Annotated in this window: 21 protein-coding genes; 15 read left to right on the top strand and 6 right to left on the bottom strand. The window is 59.9% G+C overall.

The genetic code is table 11. The annotated features are described in order from the left end of the window. Window positions 1-11: 11 nt before the first annotated feature. The 11 genes from AC5SEM_RS08410 to AC5SEM_RS08360 all read left to right on the top strand — a co-directional run bounded on the left by AC5SEM_RS08410 (window position 12) and on the right by AC5SEM_RS08360 (window position 13,728). Complete coding sequence (locus tag AC5SEM_RS08410) at window positions 12-1,055, top strand: PLP-dependent cysteine synthase family protein (RefSeq protein WP_495472637.1); 1,044 nt, start codon at window positions 12-14, stop codon at window positions 1,053-1,055. A gap of 28 nt (window positions 1,056-1,083) precedes the next feature. Then, window positions 1,084-2,244 carry an NAD/NADP octopine/nopaline dehydrogenase family protein gene (locus AC5SEM_RS08405; RefSeq protein ID WP_495472636.1) on the top strand — a complete coding sequence of 387 codons (1,161 nt, stop codon included), beginning with the start codon at window positions 1,084-1,086 and terminating at the stop codon, window positions 2,242-2,244. A gap of 36 nt (window positions 2,245-2,280) precedes the next feature. After that, complete coding sequence (locus AC5SEM_RS08400) at window positions 2,281-4,131, top strand: IucA/IucC family protein (protein ID WP_495472635.1); 1,851 nt, start codon at window positions 2,281-2,283, stop codon at window positions 4,129-4,131. A 13-nt stretch (window positions 4,132-4,144) separates the two neighbouring features. Beyond that, window positions 4,145-5,386 (top strand): MFS transporter, encoded by a 1,242-nt coding sequence (locus AC5SEM_RS08395; RefSeq protein WP_495472634.1) that lies wholly within the window; start codon window positions 4,145-4,147, stop codon window positions 5,384-5,386. A gap of 15 nt (window positions 5,387-5,401) precedes the next feature. Beyond that, window positions 5,402-6,586, top strand: coding sequence for an aminotransferase class V-fold PLP-dependent enzyme (locus AC5SEM_RS08390; RefSeq protein ID WP_495472633.1), 1,185 nt, complete (start codon window positions 5,402-5,404; stop codon window positions 6,584-6,586). Between the two features lie 85 nt (window positions 6,587-6,671). Further along, window positions 6,672-7,187, top strand: a complete 516-nt coding sequence (locus AC5SEM_RS08385) for a sigma-70 family RNA polymerase sigma factor (RefSeq protein ID WP_016987079.1) — start codon at window positions 6,672-6,674, stop codon at window positions 7,185-7,187. Continuing rightward, window positions 7,188-8,165, top strand: a complete 978-nt coding sequence (locus AC5SEM_RS08380; RefSeq protein WP_077573292.1) for a FecR domain-containing protein — start codon at window positions 7,188-7,190, stop codon at window positions 8,163-8,165. A gap of 97 nt (window positions 8,166-8,262) precedes the next feature. Then, window positions 8,263-10,677: a TonB-dependent siderophore receptor gene (locus AC5SEM_RS08375; protein WP_495472632.1), complete on the top strand. Its 2,415-nt coding sequence runs from the start codon at window positions 8,263-8,265 to the stop codon at window positions 10,675-10,677. 62 nt (window positions 10,678-10,739) lie between these two features. Continuing rightward, window positions 10,740-11,921, top strand: a complete 1,182-nt coding sequence (locus AC5SEM_RS08370; RefSeq protein WP_495472631.1) for an ABC transporter substrate-binding protein — start codon at window positions 10,740-10,742, stop codon at window positions 11,919-11,921. Then, complete coding sequence (locus tag AC5SEM_RS08365) at window positions 11,918-12,979, top strand: FecCD family ABC transporter permease (protein WP_077573294.1); 1,062 nt, start codon at window positions 11,918-11,920, stop codon at window positions 12,977-12,979. The genes AC5SEM_RS08370 and AC5SEM_RS08365 overlap by 4 nt, the downstream gene beginning before the upstream one ends. Beyond that, window positions 12,973-13,728 (top strand): ABC transporter ATP-binding protein, encoded by a 756-nt coding sequence (locus tag AC5SEM_RS08360; RefSeq protein WP_495472630.1) that lies wholly within the window; start codon window positions 12,973-12,975, stop codon window positions 13,726-13,728. Before AC5SEM_RS08365 ends, AC5SEM_RS08360 begins: the two co-directional genes overlap by 7 nt. 10 nt (window positions 13,729-13,738) lie before the next feature. On the opposite strand, the gene AC5SEM_RS08355 is transcribed toward AC5SEM_RS08360, so the two are convergent. Next, window positions 13,739-14,737 carry a bile acid:sodium symporter family protein gene (locus tag AC5SEM_RS08355; protein ID WP_116029147.1) on the bottom strand — a complete coding sequence of 333 codons (999 nt, stop codon included), beginning with the start codon at window positions 14,735-14,737 and terminating at the stop codon, window positions 13,739-13,741. 84 nt (window positions 14,738-14,821) lie between these two features. On the opposite strand from AC5SEM_RS08355, the gene AC5SEM_RS08350 reads away from it, so the two are divergent. Then, the gene (locus AC5SEM_RS08350) at window positions 14,822-15,610 is read left to right on the top strand and encodes an AraC family transcriptional regulator (RefSeq protein ID WP_123593825.1); all 789 of its coding nucleotides are present in this window, start codon (window positions 14,822-14,824) and stop codon (window positions 15,608-15,610) included. Here AC5SEM_RS08350 and AC5SEM_RS08345 read toward each other — a convergent pair whose 3' ends face one another. Then, a complete protein-coding gene (locus tag AC5SEM_RS08345; RefSeq protein ID WP_495472629.1) occupies window positions 15,611-16,555 on the bottom strand; it encodes a Dyp-type peroxidase in 945 nt (314 codons plus the stop codon). Window positions 16,556-16,719: 164 nt separating this feature from the next. Between AC5SEM_RS08345 and AC5SEM_RS08340 the strand changes: the two genes are divergently transcribed. Continuing rightward, window positions 16,720-17,694, top strand: coding sequence for a TerC family protein (locus tag AC5SEM_RS08340; RefSeq protein ID WP_495472628.1), 975 nt, complete (start codon window positions 16,720-16,722; stop codon window positions 17,692-17,694). Between the two features lie 116 nt (window positions 17,695-17,810). Here AC5SEM_RS08340 and AC5SEM_RS08335 read toward each other — a convergent pair whose 3' ends face one another. Both AC5SEM_RS08335 and AC5SEM_RS08330 read right to left on the bottom strand, forming a co-directional pair. Then, window positions 17,811-18,911, bottom strand: coding sequence for a polyamine ABC transporter substrate-binding protein (locus tag AC5SEM_RS08335; protein ID WP_141127597.1), 1,101 nt, complete (start codon window positions 18,909-18,911; stop codon window positions 17,811-17,813). Window positions 18,912-19,161: 250 nt separating this feature from the next. Further along, window positions 19,162-20,568 (bottom strand): purine-cytosine permease family protein, encoded by a 1,407-nt coding sequence (locus AC5SEM_RS08330; protein WP_463573706.1) that lies wholly within the window; start codon window positions 20,566-20,568, stop codon window positions 19,162-19,164. 324 nt (window positions 20,569-20,892) lie between these two features. Between AC5SEM_RS08330 and AC5SEM_RS08325 the strand changes: the two genes are divergently transcribed. Continuing rightward, window positions 20,893-21,378, top strand: a complete 486-nt coding sequence (locus AC5SEM_RS08325; protein WP_016987069.1) for a flavin reductase family protein — start codon at window positions 20,893-20,895, stop codon at window positions 21,376-21,378. A gap of 152 nt (window positions 21,379-21,530) precedes the next feature. After that, window positions 21,531-22,574, top strand: coding sequence for an LLM class flavin-dependent oxidoreductase (locus tag AC5SEM_RS08320; RefSeq protein ID WP_077573303.1), 1,044 nt, complete (start codon window positions 21,531-21,533; stop codon window positions 22,572-22,574). A gap of 84 nt (window positions 22,575-22,658) precedes the next feature. Here the strand turns inward: AC5SEM_RS08320 and AC5SEM_RS08315 are convergent, their stop codons facing one another. After that, a complete protein-coding gene (locus tag AC5SEM_RS08315) occupies window positions 22,659-23,666 on the bottom strand; it encodes a glycosyltransferase family 2 protein (protein WP_495472627.1) in 1,008 nt (335 codons plus the stop codon). A gap of 225 nt (window positions 23,667-23,891) precedes the next feature. Then, window positions 23,892-24,086, bottom strand: a complete 195-nt coding sequence (locus AC5SEM_RS08310) for a hypothetical protein (protein WP_331695517.1) — start codon at window positions 24,084-24,086, stop codon at window positions 23,892-23,894. Between the last annotated feature and the right edge of the window lie 124 nt (window positions 24,087-24,210).

Genomic DNA, 24,210 nt, shown 5'->3' with positions numbered 1-24,210 from the left:
GAACAATTGCAATGATCTTGAATAAAGTCTCTGACCTTATCGGTAATACACCGATGTTGGGCATCGATGTTCCGGATACCAACGCGCGTTTGTTGTTGAAGATTGAAAAGAACAATCCCGGCGGCAGCATCAAAGACCGCATGGCGCGCAACATGGTGCTGGCCGCGCTCAAGTCCGGTCGCTTGAAACCCGGCGGCGTGGTGGTTGAGTCATCGTCGGGCAATACCGGGATTGGCCTGGCCATGGCGGCGGTCGAGTTTGGTCTGCATTTCATCGCCGTGGTCGATCACCACGCCGCGCAAGACAAGATCGCCGTGATGAAGGCCCTCGGTGCCGACATTCGTTTCGTCAAAGGCACTTATCGCGAAGATGAAGTCGCGGTGGTCGAGCGCCAACAGATGGCCGCCGAACTGGCCAGCGAGATTCCCGGCGCGGTGTTCATGAATCAGTCCGACAATGCGGCCAATGCCGGCGGCTACAGCGATTTCGTCCGCGAAACCATCGTGCAGGCTGAAGGCGTGGTCGGCGCTTACGTCGGTTGCGTCGGCACCGGCGGTTCGATGACCGGCATCGCACGCGGCTTGAAAGTGCACAACCCGGACACCGTCACCGTCGCGGTGGAACCAGCCGGTTCGATTGTCTTCGGCCACCCCGGCTACCCGTACTACCAATCCGGCACCGGTACGCCGGCCGGCGACACCGTGGGTCTGGTGCTCGACTACAGCTGCATCGATCTGGGCGTGCAAGTCACCGATTCGCAGGCATTCGAAACCGCCCGCTACATCGCGCGCAACTTCGCCCTGCTGGTCGGCGGCTCGACCGGTGGTGCGATCTTCAAGGCACTTGAGCTGATCCACAAAGGCGTGCTGACCGGAAACGTAGTCGTGCCGATCGCCGACGGCGGCGAGAAATACCTGCACACCGTGTTCGACGACCAATGGCTGCAGGAGCGCGATCTGATCGATCCGAGCATCGCCCCGCAACTGGACGCCTGGCTGGGCAAGACCCACTGGCTGGACACCGTTTCCGCGCCGCTGCAACTGAGCGTCGCATGACCCACTTTTCACACAGGAACGCCTCTCGATGAATCTGTTGAAAGTCGCCATCTGTGGTGGCGGCAGGACCGGCCATCTCAACGCCATCCTGTTCAAGCAGCTACCCAATGTTCAGGTTTCGATGCACACCCATAATCAGGAGGTCATCGAACAACACGCTCGCCAGACGCCGATGCAGGCGTTGCTGCCCGACGGCTCGACCCTGAGCGCCCGGCTGGATCGGGTGACCAGCGACGCGAAAACCGCGGTTGAAGATGCCGACATCGTCATCATCACCGTGCCGGCCCATGCGCGCCCGCAAACGTTGAAAGACATCGCGCCGCACCTGACCACCAGCAAACCGGTGTTCATCGGCGCGATTCCCGGTTTTTGCGGTTTCGACTGGCTGGCCGAAGCCACCCTGCCCGACCGGCCGAATGTGGTGATCTGGGGCATGAAAGATGTGCCGCACACGGCGTTCGAATTGACCCCGGGACGCTCGATCAAAATGGGCGGCGGCAAAAGCCAGTTGTACGTCGCGACCCACGCCCGGGAGCCACAAACCGCGCGCCGCCAATTGGAAAAAATACTCACGCGGCTGTACGGCCCGTGCGTGACGATGCTCGAGCACTTTCTGGAGATCACCCTGACGCCGGGCAACCCGATCATGCACAGCTCGGTGATCTACGGCCTCATCGGCCCCTACGGCCAGTGGCACCGCAAGATCTTCCCGCAGCGCATGTGCTGGTGGACCGAATGCCCGGAACTCGGCGCCTATTTCCTTGAACGCATGGATCAGGAAAGCCAGCAACTGTGCGCGGTGATCAGCCAGCGCCTGGGCATCGACCTGTCTTCGGTGAAATCGCTGAAACAGGAAATCGTCGAGGCCTACGGCGAGCAGATTCGCGACCCGAGCAGCATGCTGTCGATCCTGCGCACCAATCAGGCCTACAACGACATCCTTGCGCCGATGGTGCCGGCTGCCGACAACCGCGCCGGTTACGTGATCGAGCGCGAGAGCCGCGCCTTCAACGAAGACGTCGCCTACGGCCTGGTGCTGCTGGTGGAAATGGCCAAGCGTTTCGACCTCAAGGTGCCTTACATCGAGGAAGTCCTGCAGTGGAGCGTGGCCTACATGGAAGGCCTGCGCGGCTCGGCACTCGACTATTTCCCGCGCCAATGGCCGCACACGACAAGCGCCGCCGCTTGATCTTTTCATTCAATTTTCGATGAGCAGACCGCTGATATGGATGACTTCAAGACACTGATCGCCTACTCCCGCAAAAACGCCATGCGCCGTCTGGTGCGTTGCCTGTTTGCGGAAAACATCCTCGACCGAGCGGCCCTGAGCTTTTCCGTCGAGGGCAACCAGGCCACGTATCCGCTCAAGGGCGGCCGCGCCCACCTGGCTTTTTCCGACATCGCCAAAGGCCCGGCCGATACCGTGGTCAACGACGGTGACGTGGTGTTGGTCACCGATGAAGGCGTGCGCCAGGTGATCACCAGCCACCAGGACATGCTCGATGTGCTGCGCGACAGTTTCGACTTCGCCCCGACCGACGAAGGCGTGGCCGGGCTCAAGTCCGACATGGAAAACAGCCTGAGCAACGACGCCCACGCCCGTCAGCATCGCCAGCATTGGAACGCCCGACTGGCACAAGCCGCCAAGGATCAAGGACTGCACAGCTTCACTGATTACTTGCGCCAGCACGCCAAAACCAAGGACGCCGCGATCCTGCTCGACCAGTGGGGTTCACTGGAAGGTCACCCGTATTACCCGACCTGGAAAGCCCGCCCGGGCCTGACCGATGAAGAGGTCGAGCAACTGTCGCCCGAGTTCAACGCACAGGTGCCCCTGCGCATCGCCGCACTGCGCGCCGACAACGCGAAAAGCGAAAGCATGCCGCACGTGATCGATTACCGCGCCTGGTTTGCCGAGCACTTCCCGACGCAATGGACGCAATGGAAAGCCTCGCTCAACAGCAAGGGACTGGACGAAAACCAATGGCTGCCCTTGCCGATCCACAGCTGGCATTTACAAGCCTACGTGCTGGAAACCTTCGCGCAGGAAATCGCCGACGGCATTCTGATCACCGATGGCCCGGACCTGCCAACCCTGCCGACCATGTCCTATCGCACGATGATGCCGGTACTGGACGAATCCGCGCCGCTGATCAAACTGCCCATCGCGGTATGGATGACCAGCGAACTGCGCAGCCTGCAAGCCAAGTCGATTCACATGGGCCCGCGCATCAGCACGGTGATCAGCAAGATTCTCGAGACGGAAAACGGCTTCGATCAGCGCCTGGAAATCTTCCCGGAAGAAATCGGTGTGCGTTACAAAAACGCGGTGACGCAGGACGATCACCCGGGCCGTCATCTGTCCGTGGTGTATCGCGCCAGTGCGCCTGCATTCGAACGCAACGATGAGTGCCTGCCGATAACCGTAGCTTCACTGTTCACCCGTTTGCCCGGCAGTGGTCGTCCGCTGTTCACCGATCTTATTGAACGTGACGGTGTACGCGCCAATGCTGCGCAGGTCGAGAGCTGGTTCCGCGAGTACGCGAAGGTGGTGACTCACCCGGTGGTGGCGATCTACTTGATGTACGGCATCGGCCTTGAGGCGCACCAGCAAAACACCATGGTGCTGTTCTCCCCGGATGGCAAAGCACGTAGTCTGCTGATCCGCGATTTCGGTGATGGCCGCACTTACGCGCCGTTGCTCGAGGGCCGTGGTTACAGCCTGCAACCGCACGTGCAGCCGGGTATTCTGCCGACAGTATTCTCCGGTGATATCGAGCCGGTGCGCATGTTCGTGCTCGACGCGGCGTTCCTCACGCACCTGCATGAAATCGCCCTGTGGCTGACCAAGGAATACGCTTTCAACAACACACGGCTATGGCAAATCTTGCGCGAAGAAACCGACCTCGCCTTCGAAGCGGTGCGTGACCGCGTCGCGGCAGACGTGTGGGAAACCGAGCACAAGGCGTTCGTCGAAGAGCCATGGCCGACTCGTTCGCTGCTGCGCATGCACTTGATGCAATACAGCAACTATCGTTTGCAACACACCCTGACCAACCCGCTCGCTAGCGTTTAACCGAGGCTGACTCATGTCCCAAGCAGGTGCCATCCAGGGTTCGAGAGTAAGAATCCTGATTTATCTTCTATTTGCGATCCAGTTGGTATCGATGGGCGCGATGGAAATGAGCGGGCCGTTCTGGCCTGTCCACCTGCGTGGGCTGACGACCTCCGAGTCGCTTTTCAGCTTCGCCAGCATCGCCGTGTACGTCGGGCCGATGCTGGGCATTATTCTCACCAGTGCATTCTGGGGCCGGATCGGCGATCGCTACGGCCACAAGTTGATGATGATCCGCGCCCTCGCCGGCTTGTCGTTGACCCAGCTTGGGCTGGCGCTCTTCAGTGATATCTGGGTGATTCTGATCCTGCGTTTTCTGCAAGGCGCGTTTGCCGGCTATATCGCGCCGGCACAGGCCTATGGCGTCAGCATTGAAGCGCCGTCGCGGCGCGCACGGCTGTTCGCCATTCTGCAAATCTCGACCAATGTCGGCTCGCTGCTGGGTGCGGTGGTCGGCGGCTTGATCCTCGATTACGCGACGTTCTTCTGGATCAACATCATCGCTTCAGCGCTGTGTGCGGTGTGTACCGTGATCGCCGCCGTGACCTTGCCGGACGTGCCGCCGGTGAAGAAAGCCGTGGTCGTCGACAAAACTGCGCCGGCGCGTTCCGGCAGCCTCTGGCAAGGCTCACCATTGCTGTCGCTGCTCGGTGTGATGGGCATTCTGTTGCTGGCGCGGATGCTGCCGCAGACCTCGTTTTCGCTGTATGTCAGCTCGGTGTTCGAGGTCAGCAATTCGGTGGTCGGCCTCTGCTACGGCTTGCTGGCGCTGGGCTTCATTCTGTCGGCCACGGCGTGGTCGCGTTATTTCGAACAGCGTGGGCAGCAGGACACCTTGCAGCGCATGACTTACGTGGTCATCGGCTGCATCGTCCTCACTGCGGTGGCAGGCGCCACCCACAACCCGGTGGTGTTTGTCATTGCCTACTTCATTTGGGGCGTGCTGCTCGGTGCAACCACACCGGTGTTGATGGCGCTGATCTCGAAAACCGCCGACAGCTCGCGACAGGGTCATGTTTTGGGCATCGCTCAGGGCACTGCGCAATTCGCTTCGATTGCGGGGATTTCCGCCGGCGGCCTGCTCAGTCAGGTCTACGGTTTGCAGTACACCTATCTGTTTGTTTGCCTCGCTTACGTCGTCGCACTGATCCCGATCGTCGCGTTGCGCTACTGGCCGGCGGCGATGCAAGCGAGCCCAGCCCCAGACGGCGAATGATCAAGGAGTCTGCTTTTGAACATTGAACAACTGCGCGCCGACACTCCTGCCGTCGCGCAACTGATCCACTTCAACAATGCCGGCGCGGCGCTGATGCCCGCGCCGGTGATCGAGACCATGACCCGTCATATTCAGCTTGAAGCGACTTTGGGCGGCTACGAAGCCGCCGGGCAACAATCGGCCAAAGTGGAAAATGTCTACGCCGCCATCGGGCAATTGATCAACGCTCAGCCTGACGAAATTGCGGTGATCGAGAACGCGACCCGCGCATGGGATATGGCGTTCTACTCCTTGCCATTGCAACCCGGCGATGTGGTGCTGACGTCGACCACCGAATACGCCGGCAACTACATTCCTTATCTGCAAATGAAGCAGCGGCGCGGTATCGAGATTCGGGTCATTCCTAACGATGAACACGGCCAGGTTTCCCTGTCGGCACTAACGGCCATGCTCGACGATGATCGGGTTGCACTGATTTCCTTGCCGGTGATCGCCACCAATGGCGGCCCGGTGCAACCCATCGAGCAGATCGGCGCCCTCGCCCGTTCGGCTGGCGTGCTGTTTCTGCTCGATGCCTGTCAGGGGGTCGGGCAGATGCCGATCGACGTGCAGAAAATCGGCTGCCACATGCTCGCGGCAACCAGTCGCAAATACCTGCGCGGACCGCGCGGGATGGGTTTTTTGTATGTCGAAAAGTCTCTGTGCCAGAACCTTGAGCCGGCGTTTCTCGACTTGCATGCTGCCTCATTGCAGGACGCCGAGACGTTCGAAATCCGCGCCGATGCCCGACGCTTCGAGAACTGGGAATGCAACGTCGCCGCCAAACTCGGTCTTGGTGCGGCAGTGGAATACGCACTGGCGCAAGGCATCGAATCGATGTGGCTGCGGATTCAGCAACTGGCAGATTACCTGCGCCGACAACTGGCAAATATTCCTGGTATCACGCCGCGAGACCTCGGAGTGCAGAAGTCCGGCATCGTCACGTTTACTCATCGCGACAGCAGCGCCGCGCACGTTCAGCAGTGGCTGGCCGGCCAGGAAAAGCGCATCAACGTCAGCACCTCGACGTTCCGCTCGACCCTGCTCGACATGCAGCACAGGGACTTGCCGGAAGTCAGCCGTGCCTCGTTGCATGCGTACAACACCGAGGCGGAAATCGACACGATGATTGCTGCGCTGAGCCGTCTGCCGAGAGTCTGAAGCGGAAAACAATCGGCGCTTGCGTCGCAGCGGCTTTGTAAACTAGCATTGGGAATACTTCTCAATTGCATGAAAATCTGCAGCCATGAGCGAAACCCTTCCCGCGAATAATGCCAATCACCTGCGCGCGATCGAAGCACTGTACAGCGGCCATCACGGCTGGCTGTACGCGACGCTGAGAAAAAAACTGGGAAACGCCATGGATGCGGCGGATCTGGCGCAGGACACCTTCACGCGCATCCTTGCCTCCCAGGTCACCGTCATTGAGCAGCCGCGCGCGTATCTGAGCTGCGTGGCCAAAGGCATTCTGGTCAACTGGTATCAACGCAAGGCGCTGGAACGTGCCTACCTGGACGCCCTCGCCCATGTGCCGGCGCCGGAAGTGCCTTCGCCGGAATTGCGTTTCATGGTGCTGGAAACCCTGCACGAAATCGACGCGATGCTCGACGCCCTGCCGCCGCTGGTCAAACGCGCCTTTCTGTTGTCGCAGATCAGCGGGCTGAAATACGACGACATTGCCGAGCAGCTGGGCGTGTCGCTGATCACCGTCAAACGCTACATGAAGCAAGCCTTCGTGCAGTGCCTGTTGCTGGTGGAGTGAATGCTCAGCCGCCGCCATGAGCCGCACCTCGATCACCAGGCCCTGGAAGAAGCCGCCGACTGGTTGATCCGCATGAGTGAAGGCGAACTCAGCGACAGCGAGCGCGGCGAATGGGAATACTGGAAAGCCAGCACCCCCGAGCGCGGTCGTGCCTGGGCGCGGGCGCAGTTGTTGCAGAGCAAACTCGGCGGCCTGCCACCGTCACTGGCGATGTCGGCGCTCGATCGCCCGAGCAGCCCGGAGCGCCGTGCGGCGTTGGGCAAACTGGCGATGATTCTGGCCATCCTGCCGGCCGGTTGGGGCAGCTGGAAGCTGGCAGAGTCGCAGCAATGGTCAGCCGACTATCGCACTGCCTTTGGCCAGCAACGCGAGCTGACCCTGGCCGACGGCTCGAAAATCACCCTGAACACCGACACCGCCATCGACGTGCTGTTCGACGCCAATCAACGCCTCATTCACCTGCGCGAAGGCGAAATACTGGTGCAGACCGCGCCGGACATTTCACCGTTGGCGCGACCGTTTCTGGTCAGCACCCGTCAAGGTCGGATGCAGGCGCTGGGCACGCGTTTCACCGTGCGCGAACTGCAACCGCGCACCCACCTTGCGGTGCTGGAAGGCGCGGTCAAAGTCGAGCTCGCGGACAATCGCCAGACCACGCCGCTGATCGTCAACGCCGGTCAACGCACCGACTTCTCGTCCCACACCTTTGGCCAGCTCAGCGTTGCCGACCGTTATGTCGGTGCCTGGACGCAAGGCATGCTGATGGCCGACAAGATGCGCCTGGCCGACTTCGTCGAGGAACTGACACGCTATCGCCGGGGATTCGTGCGCCTCGATCCGGCGCTTGCCGATCTGCGCATTTCCGGCGCCTACCCGATCAGCGACAGCCAGCGCACCTTGAACATGCTGGCGCAAACCTACCCGATCCTCGTCAGCGGCCATTTGAATGGCTACTGGGTCATGCTCTCCCCGGCCTGAGTGAAAAAATAATTGCCGCTGCGGTGATACTTTTTTCGATCTCGACTGGCTATTGGGGAGAAGCATCTTTTCGTCCTGTTTATAGGCTCATTCATCCATGCTTGCCGCACGCCACCTGCGCCCGGAACGTCAGCTCAAACCCGTTGTTCGCAGTGCGTTGCTAAGCCTTGTCCTGATCGGTGCCGTTTGCCCGTTTGCCTTGGCCGCCGTGCCGGTGCAACTGGACGCTGTCGCGGTTCGTGCCTACAACATTCCCGCTGGGCCGCTGGGTGCGACCCTGTCGAGCTTCGCCGTGGACGCCAACATTGCCCTGTCGTTCGAGCCCTCGCTGGCCGAAGGCCTGACCAGCCCTGCGCTGATCGGTAATTACTCGACTCAGGAGGCGGTCAATCGCTTGCTGGCTGGCAGTGGCCTGGACATGGTCTTGCGCAGTGACGGCAGCTACACGCTGGTGCCGCGCCGGGTGACGCTGGATGAAACCGCCGTGATCGGCACCGACAAGCGCAGCGATGCCCTGCCGCAGGTGTATGCCGGTGGCCAGGTCGCCAACGGCGGACGTCTGGGCTTGCTCGGCAACACTGACGTGATGGACGCGCCGTTCAGCATCAGCACCTACACCTCGGCGCTGATCAAGGATCAGCAGGCCGTCACCGTCGGCGATGTGCTGGAACGTGATTCTTCGGTGCGCTCCACCGGGCAGACCGGAGGGATTGTCGACTCGTTCTTCATCCGTGGCTTTCCCGTCGGCGAAGGCAACCTCGGTGAACTGGCCTTCGACGGCGTTTACGGTGTGGCGCCCAACTATCGGGTTTTCACCGAATACGCCGAGCGCATCGAACTGGTCAAAGGCCCCGGCGCCCTGCTCTATGGCATGTCACCCAACAACGCGGTGGGTGGCGTGATCAACGTGGTGCCGAAACGCTCCCTCGATGAAGACCTGACCCGTTTCACCGCCAGTTACGCCATGGATGCTCAGGCCGGTGGCCATCTCGATGTCAGTCGGCGCTTCGGTGAAGAGCGTCGTTTTGGCGTGCGCTTCAACGGCAGTACGCAACTGGGCAACACGGCGATCGACGATCAATCGCGCCACGTCGACATCGGTGCGATTTCCCTCGACTATCAGGGCGAACGCCTGCGCACAACCTTCGACTGGCTCAACCAGAAAGAAAGCTTCGACGCCGCTTCGCGGCCGTTCCTGATTGCTCCGGGCGTTGACATTCCTTCCGCCGCCAACGGCCGCAGCAACGTCAGTCAGGATTGGGGCTGGTCGAAAACCCGTGACAAATCGGCGCTGCTCAGCGGCGAATATGACCTCAGCGATGCATTGACGGTGTTCGCCCATGCCGGCGGCGGCAAATCGGATGTGGCGCGAATGTCCGACCAGACGCCGACCATTGTCAATGCCGCTGGCGACACCTCGTCGATCCCCGGTTACTACAAGTTCGAAGTCGAGCGTTACACCGTTGATACCGGTGCGCGGCTGCGCTTCGATACCGGGCCGATCAGTCACCGCACCACCGTGCAGGTCAGTCGCTATCGCGATGTGTTGTCGCGCGGGATCATTTCCGGCGCACCGATCCTGTCGAACATTTATCACCCGGTGGATCGCCCGGAGCCTTATATCCCCAAGCCGGATACGCCGAAGGTCTCGCAGAGCGAACTGACTGGCGTGGCGCTGGCCGACACGCTGTCGATTCTCGATGACCGCGCACAGGTAACCCTCGGCTTGCGCAAACAGAACATCAAATCCGACAACTACAACGCCGCCGGCGTGGTGACCACGTCCTACGACGACGGCCGGACGACCCCGTTGTTCGGCGCGGTGATCAAGCCTTGGGATCACGTTTCGTTCTACTACAACTACCTCGAAGGCTTGAGCAAGGGCGACATCGCGCCTTCCACCGCGTCCAACGCTGGCGAGATCTTTGCCCCTTATGTTTCCCGCCAGCACGAACTCGGGGTCAAAGCCGATTACGGCACGTTCACCTCCACCATCAGCCTGTTTCAGATCACCAAACCCAGCGGCGAACTGGCCTCCGGGGTGTTCTCGGTGCAGGGCGAACAACGCAATCGCGGGCTGGAGCTGAACGTGTTCGGCGAAGTCACGCCGGGCACTCGCCTGCTCGGCGGCGTGACGTTGCTCAATGCCGAACTGACGAAAACCGGCGTGGCCGCCAACCGCGGTAATAAACCGGTCGGCGTGCCCGAGGTTCAGGCCAACCTCTGGGCCGAATGGGACACCTCTTGGGTCGAGGGGCTGACACTGACCGGAGGCGCGATCCACACCGGCAGCCAGTACGTGAACCAGGCCAACACACAAAAACTCGATGACTGGACCCGCTTCGATGTCGGCGCCCGCTACAGCACGCGCATCGATGATCGACCGACCACGTTTCGCGCCACCGTGCAGAACGTGTTCGATCACGAGTACTGGTCGGGCGTCGCTTCCTACGGCGCGTTCTCCCAAGGCTCACCGCGCACCTTATTACTGTCGGCGACTGTCGATTTCTGAAACGTTCAGCCGGCCAGCGGTGTGAGCCGTTGGCCGAACTGACCTTTGCAAAGGCTTTGACCATGGTGATTTTCGATCGACGCAGCCTCGCGATGGCTGCGCTGTTACTGGCAGGACTGCTGAGCCTGTCTGCGCTGGCGCCGCGCAACGCAAACGCCAGCGAAGCGGATACGGCGCGCACCGAAGTGATCGATCTGCTCGGGCGCAAGGTCAAGGTGCATCTGCCGGTCAGACGGGTCATCCTCGGTGAAGGCCGGCAGCTGTATCTGCTCGCCGCGCTGGACACACAGAATCCGATCGAACGCATCGTCGGCTGGCGCAAGGACCTGATCCAGTCCGACCCGGACACCTACAATGCCTACCTGCGCAAATTCCCCGGCATTGCCAAAATCCCCACCTTCGGCGGCTTTGAAGACGGCACCTTTGATATCGAACAAGCGATCTCGCAGCGCCCGGATGTGATCATCCTCAATATCGAAGCGCAGCACGCCACCGAAGATGCGCGCTATATCGAGAAGCTCGACGCGTTGGGCATCCCGGTGGTGTACGTCGATTTTCGCAACAACCCGATGCAGAACACCGAGCCGACCATGCGCCTGTTCGGCAAACTGTTCGGTAAAGAGCAACGCGCCGAAGCCTTCATTGATTTTCGCAACCAGCAGATTCACCGCGTCACCGACGTCATCGAGAAACAGCACCCACCGCGTCCAAGCGTGTTCATCGAGCGCATCGGCGGCTACACCGATGATTGCTGCCTGAGTTTCGGTAATGAAAACTTTGGCCTGTTTGTCGACATGGCCGGCGGCAACAACATCGCCCGGGAGATCATCCCGACCACGTTCGGCCAGTTGAATCCCGAACAGGTCATCGTCGCCAATCCGGCGCACGTAGTGGTCACCACGGCCAACTGGGAAGCCTTTGCACCCGGCGGTCATTGGGTCGGTGTCGGGCCAGGCGCCGACATGAACCAGGCGCGAAAAAAACTCGCGTGGTACACCCAGCGCCCGGCCTACGCCGGGATCAAGGCTCAGGAGACACAAGCCTTCCACGCCATCTGGCATCAGTTCTACAACAGCCCCTACCAGTTCGTGGCCATTCAGCAATTGGCCAAATGGTTTCACCCGGAGCTGTTTGCCGACCTCGACCCGGACGCCTCCTTCCGCGAACTGCACGAGCGTTTTCTGCCCGTGTCGTATGAGTCGGGCTACTTCGTCAGCCTGCGCAATACTGAGGTCAAACCATGAGTTCGTTGACCGACACCGTCGAGGTGCAGCGCGAAACCTACCGGCGACTGGTGCTGCGTAAACGCCTGATCCTCGCCGGGCTGGTGGTTCTGTTGCTGTGCAGTGTGCTGCTCGATCTGGCACTGGGCCCGGCGAGTTACAGTTTCAGCGAAGTGCTCGGCGCCCTGTTTTCGCCGGACAGTGCTTCGCCACAAGTGCGCGTGGTGATGTGGGACATTCGTCTGCCGGTGGCACTGATGGCGGTGGCCGTTGGCGCGGCGTTATCGCTGGCCGGCGCGCAGATGCAGACCATCCTCAACAACCCGCTGGCCAGTCCGTTCACCTTGGGCATTTCCGCCGCCGCCAGTTTCGGCGCGGCGCTGGGCCTGGCCTTCGGTGTGGCGTTGTTCCCGCTGGCCGCGCAATTCATGGTGCCGCTCAACGCCTTCATCATGGCCATGCTTTCGGCGCTGTTGATTCACTTCCTGAGCATGCGCCGTGGCGTCACTGCCGAAACCATCGTCCTGCTCGGCATCGCGCTGGTGTTCACTTTCAATGCGCTGCTGGCGCTGGTGCAGTTCTTCGCCACCGAGCAAGCCGTCGCCGCCGTGGTGTTCTGGACCATGGGCAGCCTGACCAAAGCCACCTGGCCGAAACTCGGGGTGATCTGCCTGGTGATCCTGATCACCCTGCCGATTTTCGCCAAACGCGCCTGGGCCTTGACCGCCCTGCGTCTGGGCGACGACAAGGCTGCCAGTTTCGGCATCAACGTGCGCAGCTTGCGCTTTCAGACGCTGATCATGGTCAGCCTGCTCGCCTCGTTCCCCGTAGCCTTCGTCGGCACCATCGGCTTTATCGGACTGGTCGGCCCGCACATCGCGCGCATGCTGATCGGTGAAGATCAGCGCTTCTTTTTACCGGCCTCCTTGCTCACCGGCTCGTTGATTCTCTCGGCCAGTTCGGTGGTCAGCAAGACCCTGATCCCCGGCGCGATTTTCCCCATCGGCGTGGTCACCTCACTGATCGGCGTGCCGTTCTTCATTTCACTGATTCTCGGCGGGAAGAAAAACTCATGGTGACGCTGCAACTGGACAATCTCGGCGCCCGCTACGGTCAGCGCGAGATCATTCGTGGTGTCTCGACGGCAACGTTTTCTGGCGGTCAGGTGGTTGCCGTGGTCGGGCCCAATGCGGCCGGCAAATCGACGTTGTTCAAACGCATGGCCGGGCTGATCGAAGGCCCCGGGCAGGTGATTTTGCAGGACTCGAAAAAAGGCCCGAGCGGCATCAGTTACATGCCTCAAGGCCTGAACGCCAGTGCGCGTTTGACGGTGTACGAATCCGTGCTGCTGGCACGCAAGCAACTGACCCCGGGCTGGGTGGTCCACGATGATGAGCTGAAACTGGTCGACGAGATTCTCGCCGCGCTGGGCATTACCGGGCTGTCGTTTCGTAACCTTGGTGAACTCAGCGGCGGTCAGCAGCAGTTGGTCTCCATCGCCCAGACGCTGGTGCGCGAACCGGAAATCCTGCTGATGGACGAACCGACCAGCGCCCTCGACATGCATCGACAAGTGCAAGTGCTGAACTTCATGCGCAGCCTCGCGCGCCAACGCGAGGTGATTGTGTTCATTGCCATCCATGATCTGAATCAGGCGTTGCGCTTCGCCGATCAGGTGCTGGTGATTGCTGATGGCACCAGTCAGGGCAGCGGCCCGAGCAGTGAAGTGATTACCGAGCAGATGCTGCGCGATGTCTACAAGGTCGAAGCACGGATCGAGCAGTGCAGCAAAGGGCTATCGCATATCCTGATTGACGACATCGTCTGATCTGCGGCGATCACGGATCGACTTGCGCCATCAGCTCGGGCACCGATTCCGGGCGCTTGGCGTAGCGCTGAGCGAGCACCGCACAGACCATCAACTGAATCTGATGGAACAGCATCAGCGGCAGAATCAGCACGCCGATGGTGCTGCCGGCAAACAACACCTGCGCCATCGGCACGCCGGTGGCCAGGCTCTTTTTCGAACCGCAGAACAAAATGGTGATGCGGTCTTCCTGGCTGAAGCCAAAGGCCTTACCCAACAGCGTCGACGCCAACAGCACCAGCGCCAGCAGAATGCAGCAGACCACCACCAGCCCCAGCAGCTCGATGAGCGGAATCTGATGCCAGATACCTTCGTTGACCGCTTCGCTGAATGCGCCGTAGACCACCAGCAAAATCGACCCCTGATCAACGAACTTCAGCCAGTTCTTGTTGCGCCCGACCCACGCGCCGATCCAGCGCCGAGCGATCTGCCCGGCAATGAATGGCAGGAGCAATTGCACGCTGATTTTCAGGATCGCATCCAGCGTCGAACCACCATCACCGTGGACGTTGAGCAGCAACGTGACCAACAGCGGCGTGAGGAAAATCCCGAACAGACTCGATGCCGCCGCGCTGCAGATCGCCGCCGGGATATTGCCGCGCGCCAGCGAGGTGAAAGCAATGGCCGACTGCACCGTGGCCGGCAGTGCACACAGGTAAAGCATGCCCATGTACAGCTTGTCGCCGATCAGCGGTGACAGCAGCGGTTTCAGCGCCAGGCCAAGTAACGGGAAAAGCACAAACGTCAGGCCGAACACCAGCAGATGCAGGCGCCAGTGGCCGGCGCCGGCGATGATCGATTCGCGGGACAGTTTGGCGCCATGCAGGAAAAACAGCAGCGCGATGGCGATGTTGGTCAGCCAGCCGAAGCCGACGGCGACCTGGCCGCTGGCCGGCAGGAAACTGGCCAGCAGCACGACGCCGATCAGCGTGAGGGTGAAGTTGTCGGGCAAAAAACGGGGGCGAGTCATGGTCGGTTCATCCGGGGGTTGCCAGTGCGTGCCGACGACTCTAACGTGACTGCCAATTACCGACTAACGCCGAAGGGCCACAAGATGCCGCCTAAAGGACATGACAAAAGCGTGCGGCGCAGCATTCCCGGGCTGCCCAGCCTGCCGCGTCCGCTCTACGGCCGCACCGAATCGCTGCCCAATCGCGCCCTGACCCGGCGCCATAGTCACCCGTGGGTGCAGTTGTCCTACGCGATTCAGGGTGTGCTGGAAATCCAGACCAGCGTCGGCCGCTTCGTCGCCCCGCCGGAGCGCGCCGTGTGGATCCCGGCGGGCGTACCGCATCGGGTATTCAGTTCGCCGCACACGGAAATGCGCAGCCTGTACATCGATTGCAGCGTCGCCGGGTGGGCGCTCGAGCGCTGTCACGTGCTCGGCGTCAGCGATCTGCTCAGGGAGCTGATCCGCGCCTTCAGTCAGGTTCCGGTGGAATACGACCAGAGCGGCCCGCATGGCCGCCTCGCCCAGGTTATCCTCGATCAACTGGCCGAAGCGCCGCAGATCGACCTGATGCTGCCGCTGCCGCAAGACGCGCGCTTAAAGCAGATCTACCAGAGCCTGGAGCAACATCCGGAACAGCAAACCACGCTGAGCCACTGGAGCGAGAAGTTCGGCGTCACCGAAAAGACCCTCACCCGCCTGTTTCTGCGCGACACCGGCCTGACCTTCCGCGCCTGGCGCCAGCGCTTGCGCCTGCTCGGTGCGCTGACACCGTTGGAGAAAGGTGAACGCGTTACCGATGTTGCGCTGGCCTGTGGTTACGACTCGACGTCGGCGTTTATTGCGGCGTTTCGTCAGCAGTTTGGTGAAACGCCGGGAGAGTTTTTTCGCTGATCAGCGATCCGCCAGTTCTTCCAGCAAGTCCGCTGACGGCACGAAATACAGACTGCCGGTGACCGCCGTGCTGAAATCCAGCAACTTGTCGTAATTACCCGGCGGCTTGCCGACAAACATGTTTTCCAGCATCTGCTCCATCGGCTCCGGCGAGCGTGCGTAGCCGATAAAGAAGGTGCCGAACTCCCCTGCTCCCGGCCGGCCGAACGGCATGTTGTCACGGAGGATCTTCACTTCCTCGCCGGCAGCGTTGGTGATGGTGGTCAGCGCACTGTGCGAGTTGCTCGGTTTAACCGCATCATCCAGTTCGATATCGGACAGTTTGGTGCGGCCAATCACCCGCTCCTGCGCCTCAACACTCAAGCCGTTCCACGCGGTCATGTTGTGCAGATACTTCTGCACCAGCACGTAGCTGCCACCGCTGAATTCAGGATCTTCATCACCGACGATGGTGAAGTTGAGCGCTTTGCGCCCGACCGGGTTTTCCGTGCCGTCGACAAAACCGATGATGCTGCGCATGTCGAAATAGCGGAAACCTTGCACTTCGTCGACCACCGTCACCGCATCGCCGAGAACCGCCATGATTTGCGTGGCCAGTTCAAAACACAGGTCCATTTGATCGGCGCGGATGTGCAGCAGCAGATCGCCCGGGGTTGCCGGAGCGTGCCGCCCTTCCCCGCCAAACTCACGGAAACCATGCAGTGACGCTGGTCGTGGATGGCCAAACAGGCGATCCCAGGCGTTCGAGGAAAAGCCACAGATGCAGGTCAGATTGCCGGTCGGGACACGCTTGCCAACCGAGCGCACCAGCCCGGCGACATCGCCGCACCAGTCCTTCACGGTTTGCGCGGCTTCAGCCCCCGCATTCAGCGTCGCAACGATGAAAATCGCGCTGCTGGTGATCGGACTGCACACCGCTTGAGGTTCGAGAATGTCGGTATTCATCGTTGAAAACATTGCTCCGTAAAAAGTGCCCGAGCTGTCAACGAGGGCGGATAGTTCGTTTTTATCGAACTGTTGCGCAGAAATAAACGATTTTTCTTTGCTGCAAAGTCGTCGCTAGCATGGCCCCGTCTGACCCCAATCCAAGAATAGACAGGGAGCGTGACATGCCAGCCACAAACATCAATATCGGCGAACCGTGGATGTGGGGCGCCTTCGTCGTCTTCGTGCTTGCCATGCTGGCATTGGACCTGTTCGTCTTCGGTGGACGCAAGGCGCATCGGGTCTCAGTGCGCGAAGCCTTGTCCTGGGTCATCGCCTGGTGCTTGCTGGCACTGAGTTTCGCCGCCCTGCTCTGGTGGTATCTGCACGGTGCGTTCGGCGCCGAGATCGCCCGGGAAAAGACCCTCGAATTCCTCACCGGTTATCTGATCGAGCAATCGCTGTCGATCGACAACATGTTCGTCTTCGTGATGATCTTCAGCTACTTCGCCGTACCGCCCGAATTGCAGCGGCGAGTGCTGCTGTACGGCGTGCTCGGGGCGATCGTAATGCGCGCGGTGATGATTTTTGCCGGGGTGTGGCTGGTGTCGCAGTTTGAATGGCTGCTGTATGCGTTCGGCGTGTTCCTGATCTTCACCGGGATCAAGATGCTGGTGTTTGCCGACCACCAGCCGGACCTGGACAAGAATCCGTTGCTGCGCTGGGTGCGCGGGCATATGCGCATCACCAGTAGCTTTCATGGCGAACGCTTTTTCGTCCTGCAAAACGGCGTGCGCTGGGCCACGCCGATGTTTCTGGTGCTGGTGCTGATCGAGGCCAGTGACCTGATGTTCGCGGTCGACAGCATCCCGGCGATCTTCGCCGTGACGACTGACCCGTTCATTGTCTTCACGTCGAATATCTTCGCGATCATGGGATTGCGCGCGTTGTATTTTCTGCTGGCGGACATGGCTGACCGCTTTCATCTGCTCAAGTATGGGCTGGCGATTGTGCTGGTGTTTATCGGCGGCAAGATGGTGTTGATGCCGTGGTTGCACATGCCGGTGGAGTGGTCGTTGGCGGTGGTGGGAGGGGTGATTCTGGGGTCGGTGCTGCTGAGTCTTATCATCACCCGAAATGCTGAACGCAGCACCGAATGACACACCACAAAACCCTGTGGGAGCGAGCCTGCTCGCGATAGCGGTGTGTCAAACGACGCGATGTTGACTGATCTGGCGCTATCGCGAGCAGGCTCACTCCTACAGGGGGAGCGGTGTTATTTGTCAGATTTGATACTGGTCCATACGCGAGTACGCACGCGCTCAAGCTTCTGCGGCAACGGCTGCACGACGTAGAGGTTTTTCAGCGCTTCCGGGGTCGGCGTCAGGTTCGGGTTGTCGGTGATTTCCTTGTTGATCAGCGGTATCGAATCCTTGTTCGCATTCGGGTAGCCGAGGAAGTCACTGATCGGTGCGATGACTTTCGGGTCGAGCAGGTTGTTGAGGAATTCATGCGCCTCGGCGACGTTCTTCGCGCTCTTCGGAATGGCGAAGGTGTCGAACCAGATCGGCGCGCCCTCCTTCGGCAAGCGCCAGTCGACCACTACGCCGTTGCCCGCTTCTTTGGCGCGGTTGCCGAACTGGTAGAAACTGCCGGAGTAACCGATGGCCACGCAAATGTCGCCGTTGGCGATGTCGGTCATGTACTTGGCCGAGTTGAAGTAGGTCACGTACGGACGAACCTTGAGCATCAGCTCCTTGGCTTTTTCATAGTCGGCGGGGTTCTGGCTGTTCGGGTCGAGGCCCAGGTAATGCAGGGCCAACGGCAGGATTTCCGTCGGCGAATCGAGCATCGCCACGCCGCAGGATTTGAGCTTTTCCATGTTCTCCGGTTTGAACACCAGATCCCAGCTGTCCACCGGCGCGTTGTCGCCCAGTGCAGCCTTGACCTTGGCCGGGTTGAAGCCGATCAGCACGGTGCCGACCATGTAGGGGACGCCGTACTGGTTGCCCGGATCGTTCTTGCCCAGCAGTTTCAACAGTTCCGGGTCCTGGTGGCTCCAGTTCGGCAGTTTCGATTTATCCAGCTTCTGAAACACGCCAGCCTTGATCTGCGTTTCGAGGAACTGGTTCGACGGCACCACCAGGTCGTAACCGGAGTTGCCGGTCAGCAGCTTGGCTTCCAGGGATTCATTGGTATCGAAGGTATCCCAAGTCACTTTGATGCCGCTTTTGGCGGCGAAATCCTTGGGCACGGACGGCAGGATGTAGTCCGCCCAGTTGTACACGCGCAGTTCGCGTTGCTCAGCCTGGACGGCCCCGGCCAACAGCGTCAGCCCACACACAGTGGCACCCAGAATGCGTTTCATCGTGACCATGGTTGTTCCCCAAAAGGCAGCGTGAGTTCGATGGTTTTTATGTTCTGTACACGGCAGCGGCTGTAAAGGTAGCCAAGGGTAAAAAAAGGTTCAGCGTCTGGTTATGGTTTTGATTCTTGCTGACAGCGTAGCTGGAGCACAGTGGGGGATGGGCCAAAAGGGGATCGATGTGGCCAATTTGATTGACCGCCGGGATGCGGAAACAACAATGCCCGGCGAATGGCCGGGCATTGTGCTGGAGCGGATCAGCTCAGTCGGTGTAACCCAGCCTCGCCGCCCTGCTCTGCTGAGTCTGGCCGCGTGTCGCCAGGCAGTAATACAGCGGAACGGTGACCACCAGGCCGACCAGCCAGGACAAGTCCGCGCCCTCGACCAGATTGGCGTAAGGCCCGACGTACAGCGAGGTATTGGCGAACGGCAGTTGCACGAGAATGCCGATGAAATAAGCAATGATCGCGTGCAGATTAAAGCGCCCGTAAACCCCGCCATCGGCGCGGAAGATCGAGGTGATGTCGTAGCAGCCGCGCTTGATCAGGTAGAAGTCGATCAGGTTGATCGACGCCCACGGCACCAGTACCAACAACAGTGCCAGAATCAAACCGATGAACTCGGAAATGAAATCCGCCGACGCACCCAGCGCAACCACGCAGCAGCCCGCCAGTACTACGCTCGACAACACTACGCGCACCTTGATACTCGGCGTCCATTGGCTGGCGAAAGTCTGTATCGAGGTGATGATCGAGAGCACCGCGCCATACAGATTCAGCGCGTTGTGGCTGATGATATTGAGCAGAAACAGCACCATCAGAATCGGCCCCAGCCACCCGGTCGACTGCTTGACCGCGACCATCGCTTCAGTGCCTTCCGGGGTCGCCAGCACCGCCACGGCGCCGAAGCTGAATGACAGAATCGTGCCCAGCGTCGCGCCCAGATAGGTCGCCCAAAACGGCTTGGCAATGCCGATATCCGCCGGCAGGTAACGCGAGTAATCGGAGACGTACGGCGAGAAGCTGATCTGCCAGATAATCCCCAGCGACACCGTCGCCAGCCAGCCCGACAGGTTGAAACTGCCGCGAGTGAGAAAGTCCGCCGGCAGATCATGGGCAAAGATATAGATGAACCCGGCGAGCAACGCGCTGCCCATCACCCAGGTGCCGATGCGGTTCAGCGTGTGAATGAAGTTGTAGCCGATCACACCGATCGCCGTAGCTGCCAGTGCACCGATCAGAATGCTCAACGGCGCCGGCACCGACGGCGCAATGCCGACGATGGATTTGCCCGCCAGGACGATGTTGGAAATAAAGAAACCGATGTAGATGATTGCGGCGAAGAACACGATCAACAGCGCGCCGTAACGACCGAACTGACCGCGACTCTGGACCATTTGCGGAATGCCCATGCGCGGGCCTTGCGCCGACGCCAGCGCAATCACCACACCACCAATCATGTGCCCGAGCGCAATCGCCAGCAGCCCCCAGAGCAAATCGAGATGGAACACTTGAACCACCATGGCGCCGGTGACGATTGGCAGTGGCGCAATGTTGGTGCTGAACCAAAGGGTGAATAGGTCGCGGGCCTTCCCGTGGCGTTCCGCGAGTGGGACGTAGTCGACCGTATGATTCTCGATCAACGGATCTTGCCGGGACATCTGGGACATATGCATGAACTCGAGTTTGTCTGTTCTTATCGTTGTATGAAGCCAAACCGGGGGGACTCTCTGGCCGCCCCTCAGATGCAGACCATATTATGGTATTCCAAACAATTCACAAGACTGATCCGTAGTTTGCGGCGCTATCTGATACGCCATCCTTACTGAAACCGCGGCTTGCAGACCAGTCGAAAGCCCCGTAAACGCTGAGTTTCCGACGAACGCGGCACGTTTATCGGTTCAGCTTAAAAGGCCTTGCAAAGATCGAATACTGGTATACCATCAGACCAACAAACACATAAAAACAGTAGCACCACACCCGAGGACCGACCAATGATCGATGCCGCCATCTACAAACAAGTCATGGGCTCGTTCCCGTCCGGCGTAACCGTCATCACCACCCTGGACGATGACGGTCAGATCGTCGGCCTGACCGCCAGCGCGTTCAGCTCGCTGTCGATGGACCCGGCGCTGGTGCTGTTCTGCCCCAACTACAGTTCTGATTCCTACCCGGTGCTGATCAAAAACAAACGCTTTGCCATCCACGTTCTGTCCGGCGGCCAGCAAAGCGAGGCCTACGCCTTCGCCCGCAAAGGCAAAGACAAGGCCCAAGGCATCGAGTGGACCTTGAGCGAACTGGGTAACCCGATCCTCGCCAACGCGACGGCTATCATCGAATGTGAGCTGTGGCGCGAATACGAAGGCGGCGACCACGCCATCATGGTCGGCGCGGTGAAGAATCTGATCGTTCCCGAGCAAATCGCCGGGCCGCTGGTGTATTGCCACGGCAAGATGGGCGCCCTGCCCGTCCTGGCCTGATCGTCAGATCCGCACAAATCAACTGTAGGAGTGAGCCTGCTCGCGATAGCGATTTATCCGATGTCGATGTTTTTTCTGACACACCGCCATCGCGAGCAGGCTCACTCCTACAAGTTTTGTAGCCTCAACAACAAAAGATCCGAGGAAGCGTCATGAAATTTTCCCTGTTCATCCACATGGAACGCTGGGACGAAAGCGTCAGCCACCGCCAACTGTTCGAAGACCTCACCGAACTGACCCTGATGGCCGAGGCCGGCGGTTTCAGCACCGTGTGGATCGGCGAACACCACGCGATGGAATACACCATCTCGCCGAGCCCGATGCCATTGCTCGCCTACCTCGCCGCGAAAACCACCACCATCCACCTCGGCGCCGGCACCATCATCGCGCCGTTCTGGCATCCGCTGCGGGTCGCCGGTGAATGTGCGCTGCTCGACGTGATCAGCAACGGTCGCATGGAAGTCGGCCTGGCCCGTGGCGCCTATCAGGTTGAATTCGATCGTATGGCCGGCGGCATGCCTGCCTCCAGCGGCGGCCAGGCATTGCGCGAAATGGTCCCGGTGGTCCGCGCCCTGTGGCAAGGCGACTACGCCCACGACGGCGACATCTGGAAATTCCCCACCTCGACCAGCGTACCGAAGCCGATCCAGCAGCCGAACCCGCCAATGTGGATCGCCGCCCGCGACCCGGATTCGCACAACTTCGCCGTGGCCAATGGCTGCAACGTAATGGTCACGCCGTTGATGAAGGGCGACGAAGAAGTCCTCGACCTGAAGAACAAGTTCCAGACTGCGCTGGATAACAACCCGGATGTGCCGCGTCCGCAATTGATGGTGCTGCGCCATACCCACGTGCACACCGCTGACAATCCGGATGGCTGGAAAGTCGGCGCAAAAGCCATCTCACGTTTCTATCGCACCTTCGATGCGTGGTTCGGCAACAAGCAAACCCCGGTCAACGGCTTCCTCGCGCCAAGCCCAGAAGAGAAGTTCGCCGGCCGTCCGGAGTTTGAACTGGAGAGTCTGCACAAGACGGCGATGATCGGAACGCCGGAAGAGATCATTCCGCGGATCAAGTACTACCAGGAACTGGGCGTGGATGAGTTCAGTTTCTGGTGTGACAACAGCTTGCCGCATGAAGAGAAGAAGAAGTCGTTGGAGCTGTTTATCAAGCATGTGGTGCCAGCCTTTCGCTGAGAACCGCGTAATTGAACAGCAATAAAAAGGGGCGAATTCATCGATATGAATTCGCCCCTTTTTTCACTTGTCGGCAAGTGAACGCTACCCCTGAGCGGCGGCCTTTCGACTCCGGCGCGACTGCTTGAGATTGAAACGCAGCTTGCGCCCGCCATGAACGATGCGCGGAAACCACAGCGTCCAGCGAGTGTGCAACATCACCCCGCAATCACGGCTGTCTTGTCGCGTCATTGAGGTGATCTGCTGTGGCAACGGCACACCATACTTGATGCACTTGGTGATCAGTGCGTCGACATTGCGCTCCATGAAATTCAGCGCAACTTCGCGCCCGGCACTGAACGCAGCAATGTGTTTTTTCAACGCTGCCAGCGTGTCGCGATACGCGGCATAACTGCCCATCACGTACTCAACGTCCTTGTGGCTCTGCGTCAGCGAACCGCTCCTGACCCGTTGAAAGTAATAGTCCGCTGCCGTGGCAAAAGTCGCCTGGCTGTGCAGGTAAATATTCATGCTGAACACATGATCTTCATGCGCCCGCCCTTCCAGCCGAACCACAAAACGCTCGCACACCGAACGCTTGAAAATGTATTGCCACGTCGCCGCGTGATACTTGCCGGACAAAATCAGATCCTGCAGCAAGTCGCGCCCCGCCTCAAACCAGCCATTGCGACTGGCGGCGGTGTTACGTCGCAACAGTTGCTTCTCGCCGTCCACTTCGGTGTAGGAACGCTTGGAAAAATAAAACAACTCAAGCGCGGCGTTGGCATGCACCTGCTCCACCAGCGTCGAAAACAACTCCGGGCTGACCACATCGTCCGGGTCGCAAAAGAACACATACTCGCCGCTCGCCAGCGCCAGACCATTGCGGCGGGCAGCGCCAACGCCCTGATTGACCTGGGTGACCACTTTGACTTCCGGTCGATGGCCAAAACCAGCTTCAATCACCGCGAGCGTGCCATCGGTCGAGCCGTCGTTGATCAAGATGATTTCATGCAACGGCACGGCTTGATTGATCAGCGAATCGAGGGTTTCAGCGATGTAGGACTCAACGTTGTACGTGGGGATGACGACGGAAATTTTCGGGACAGACACGTTGTTGAGCACCTGAAATGACGGCCTAGGCCGATACGGGATTGGTGAGGCAGGGTTGACGTGCGCGGCCGCAGGAAGGCACGTACTCGAATGATTCACGACACAGTGATGCCGTTATGCTTTCGCATGATAAATGGCCAACGGTTGGGGCGTCAAAGAACGAGGCCGGCTGTATTGCAGCGACTCACTGTTGCGGGGTAACCGGGGACGGAGCACTGACTAGTACTACTCAACATGGAGTTCGGCTAACTGCGCCTCAAGCGCAGACTCGCTCTCAAACCAGTAATCAAACCCTTCGCTACCACTTTTTTTCAAGTACAAATAATACCCACCCGTGTCGCCATCACGATCATCCTCAACAATGATCTCCCAGCCCGAATACTCACCACCCAAAACCACACCTTCCCTGATCACTGCCATGAATGCATCCTCACCCTACAGGTTACAGCGAATATCGGAGAAGTCTGGCGAAAGCTCTGCGTGCTGAGGTGCATCATCAGGCGCAGAGCCTGGAGTAGATTTGAGGGGATCCCTCAGGGTCTGT

It is taken from the genome of Pseudomonas sp. CH61 (assembly GCF_059429415.1).
This window is presented reverse-complemented; position numbering and strand designations above follow the sequence as displayed.

Excerpts from the sequence above, each read along its gene's own strand:
- AC5SEM_RS08335 (WP_141127597.1), bottom strand. The coding sequence starts at position 18,911 with ATGGTCACGATGAAACGCATTCTGGGTGCCACTGTGTGTGGGCTGACG.
- AC5SEM_RS08370 (WP_495472631.1), top strand. The coding sequence starts at position 10,740 with ATGGTGATTTTCGATCGACGCAGCCTCGCGATGGCTGCGCTGTTACTG.
- AC5SEM_RS08320 (WP_077573303.1), top strand. The coding sequence starts at position 21,531 with ATGAAATTTTCCCTGTTCATCCACATGGAACGCTGGGACGAAAGCGTC.
- AC5SEM_RS08365 (WP_077573294.1), top strand. The coding sequence starts at position 11,918 with ATGAGTTCGTTGACCGACACCGTCGAGGTGCAGCGCGAAACCTACCGG.
- AC5SEM_RS08360 (WP_495472630.1), top strand. The coding sequence starts at position 12,973 with ATGGTGACGCTGCAACTGGACAATCTCGGCGCCCGCTACGGTCAGCGC.
- AC5SEM_RS08355 (WP_116029147.1), bottom strand. The coding sequence starts at position 14,737 with ATGACTCGCCCCCGTTTTTTGCCCGACAACTTCACCCTCACGCTGATC.
- AC5SEM_RS08385 (WP_016987079.1), top strand. The coding sequence starts at position 6,672 with ATGAGCGAAACCCTTCCCGCGAATAATGCCAATCACCTGCGCGCGATC.
- AC5SEM_RS08340 (WP_495472628.1), top strand. The coding sequence starts at position 16,720 with ATGCCAGCCACAAACATCAATATCGGCGAACCGTGGATGTGGGGCGCC.
- AC5SEM_RS08405 (WP_495472636.1), top strand. The coding sequence starts at position 1,084 with ATGAATCTGTTGAAAGTCGCCATCTGTGGTGGCGGCAGGACCGGCCAT.
- AC5SEM_RS08330 (WP_463573706.1), bottom strand. The coding sequence starts at position 20,568 with ATGTCCCAGATGTCCCGGCAAGATCCGTTGATCGAGAATCATACGGTC.
- AC5SEM_RS08410 (WP_495472637.1), top strand. The coding sequence starts at position 12 with ATGATCTTGAATAAAGTCTCTGACCTTATCGGTAATACACCGATGTTG.
- AC5SEM_RS08400 (WP_495472635.1), top strand. The coding sequence starts at position 2,281 with ATGGATGACTTCAAGACACTGATCGCCTACTCCCGCAAAAACGCCATG.
- AC5SEM_RS08325 (WP_016987069.1), top strand. The coding sequence starts at position 20,893 with ATGATCGATGCCGCCATCTACAAACAAGTCATGGGCTCGTTCCCGTCC.
- AC5SEM_RS08380 (WP_077573292.1), top strand. The coding sequence starts at position 7,188 with ATGCTCAGCCGCCGCCATGAGCCGCACCTCGATCACCAGGCCCTGGAA.
- AC5SEM_RS08395 (WP_495472634.1), top strand. The coding sequence starts at position 4,145 with ATGTCCCAAGCAGGTGCCATCCAGGGTTCGAGAGTAAGAATCCTGATT.
- AC5SEM_RS08310 (WP_331695517.1), bottom strand. The coding sequence starts at position 24,086 with ATGGCAGTGATCAGGGAAGGTGTGGTTTTGGGTGGTGAGTATTCGGGC.
- AC5SEM_RS08350 (WP_123593825.1), top strand. The coding sequence starts at position 14,822 with ATGCCGCCTAAAGGACATGACAAAAGCGTGCGGCGCAGCATTCCCGGG.
- AC5SEM_RS08375 (WP_495472632.1), top strand. The coding sequence starts at position 8,263 with ATGCTTGCCGCACGCCACCTGCGCCCGGAACGTCAGCTCAAACCCGTT.
- AC5SEM_RS08345 (WP_495472629.1), bottom strand. The coding sequence starts at position 16,555 with ATGAATACCGACATTCTCGAACCTCAAGCGGTGTGCAGTCCGATCACC.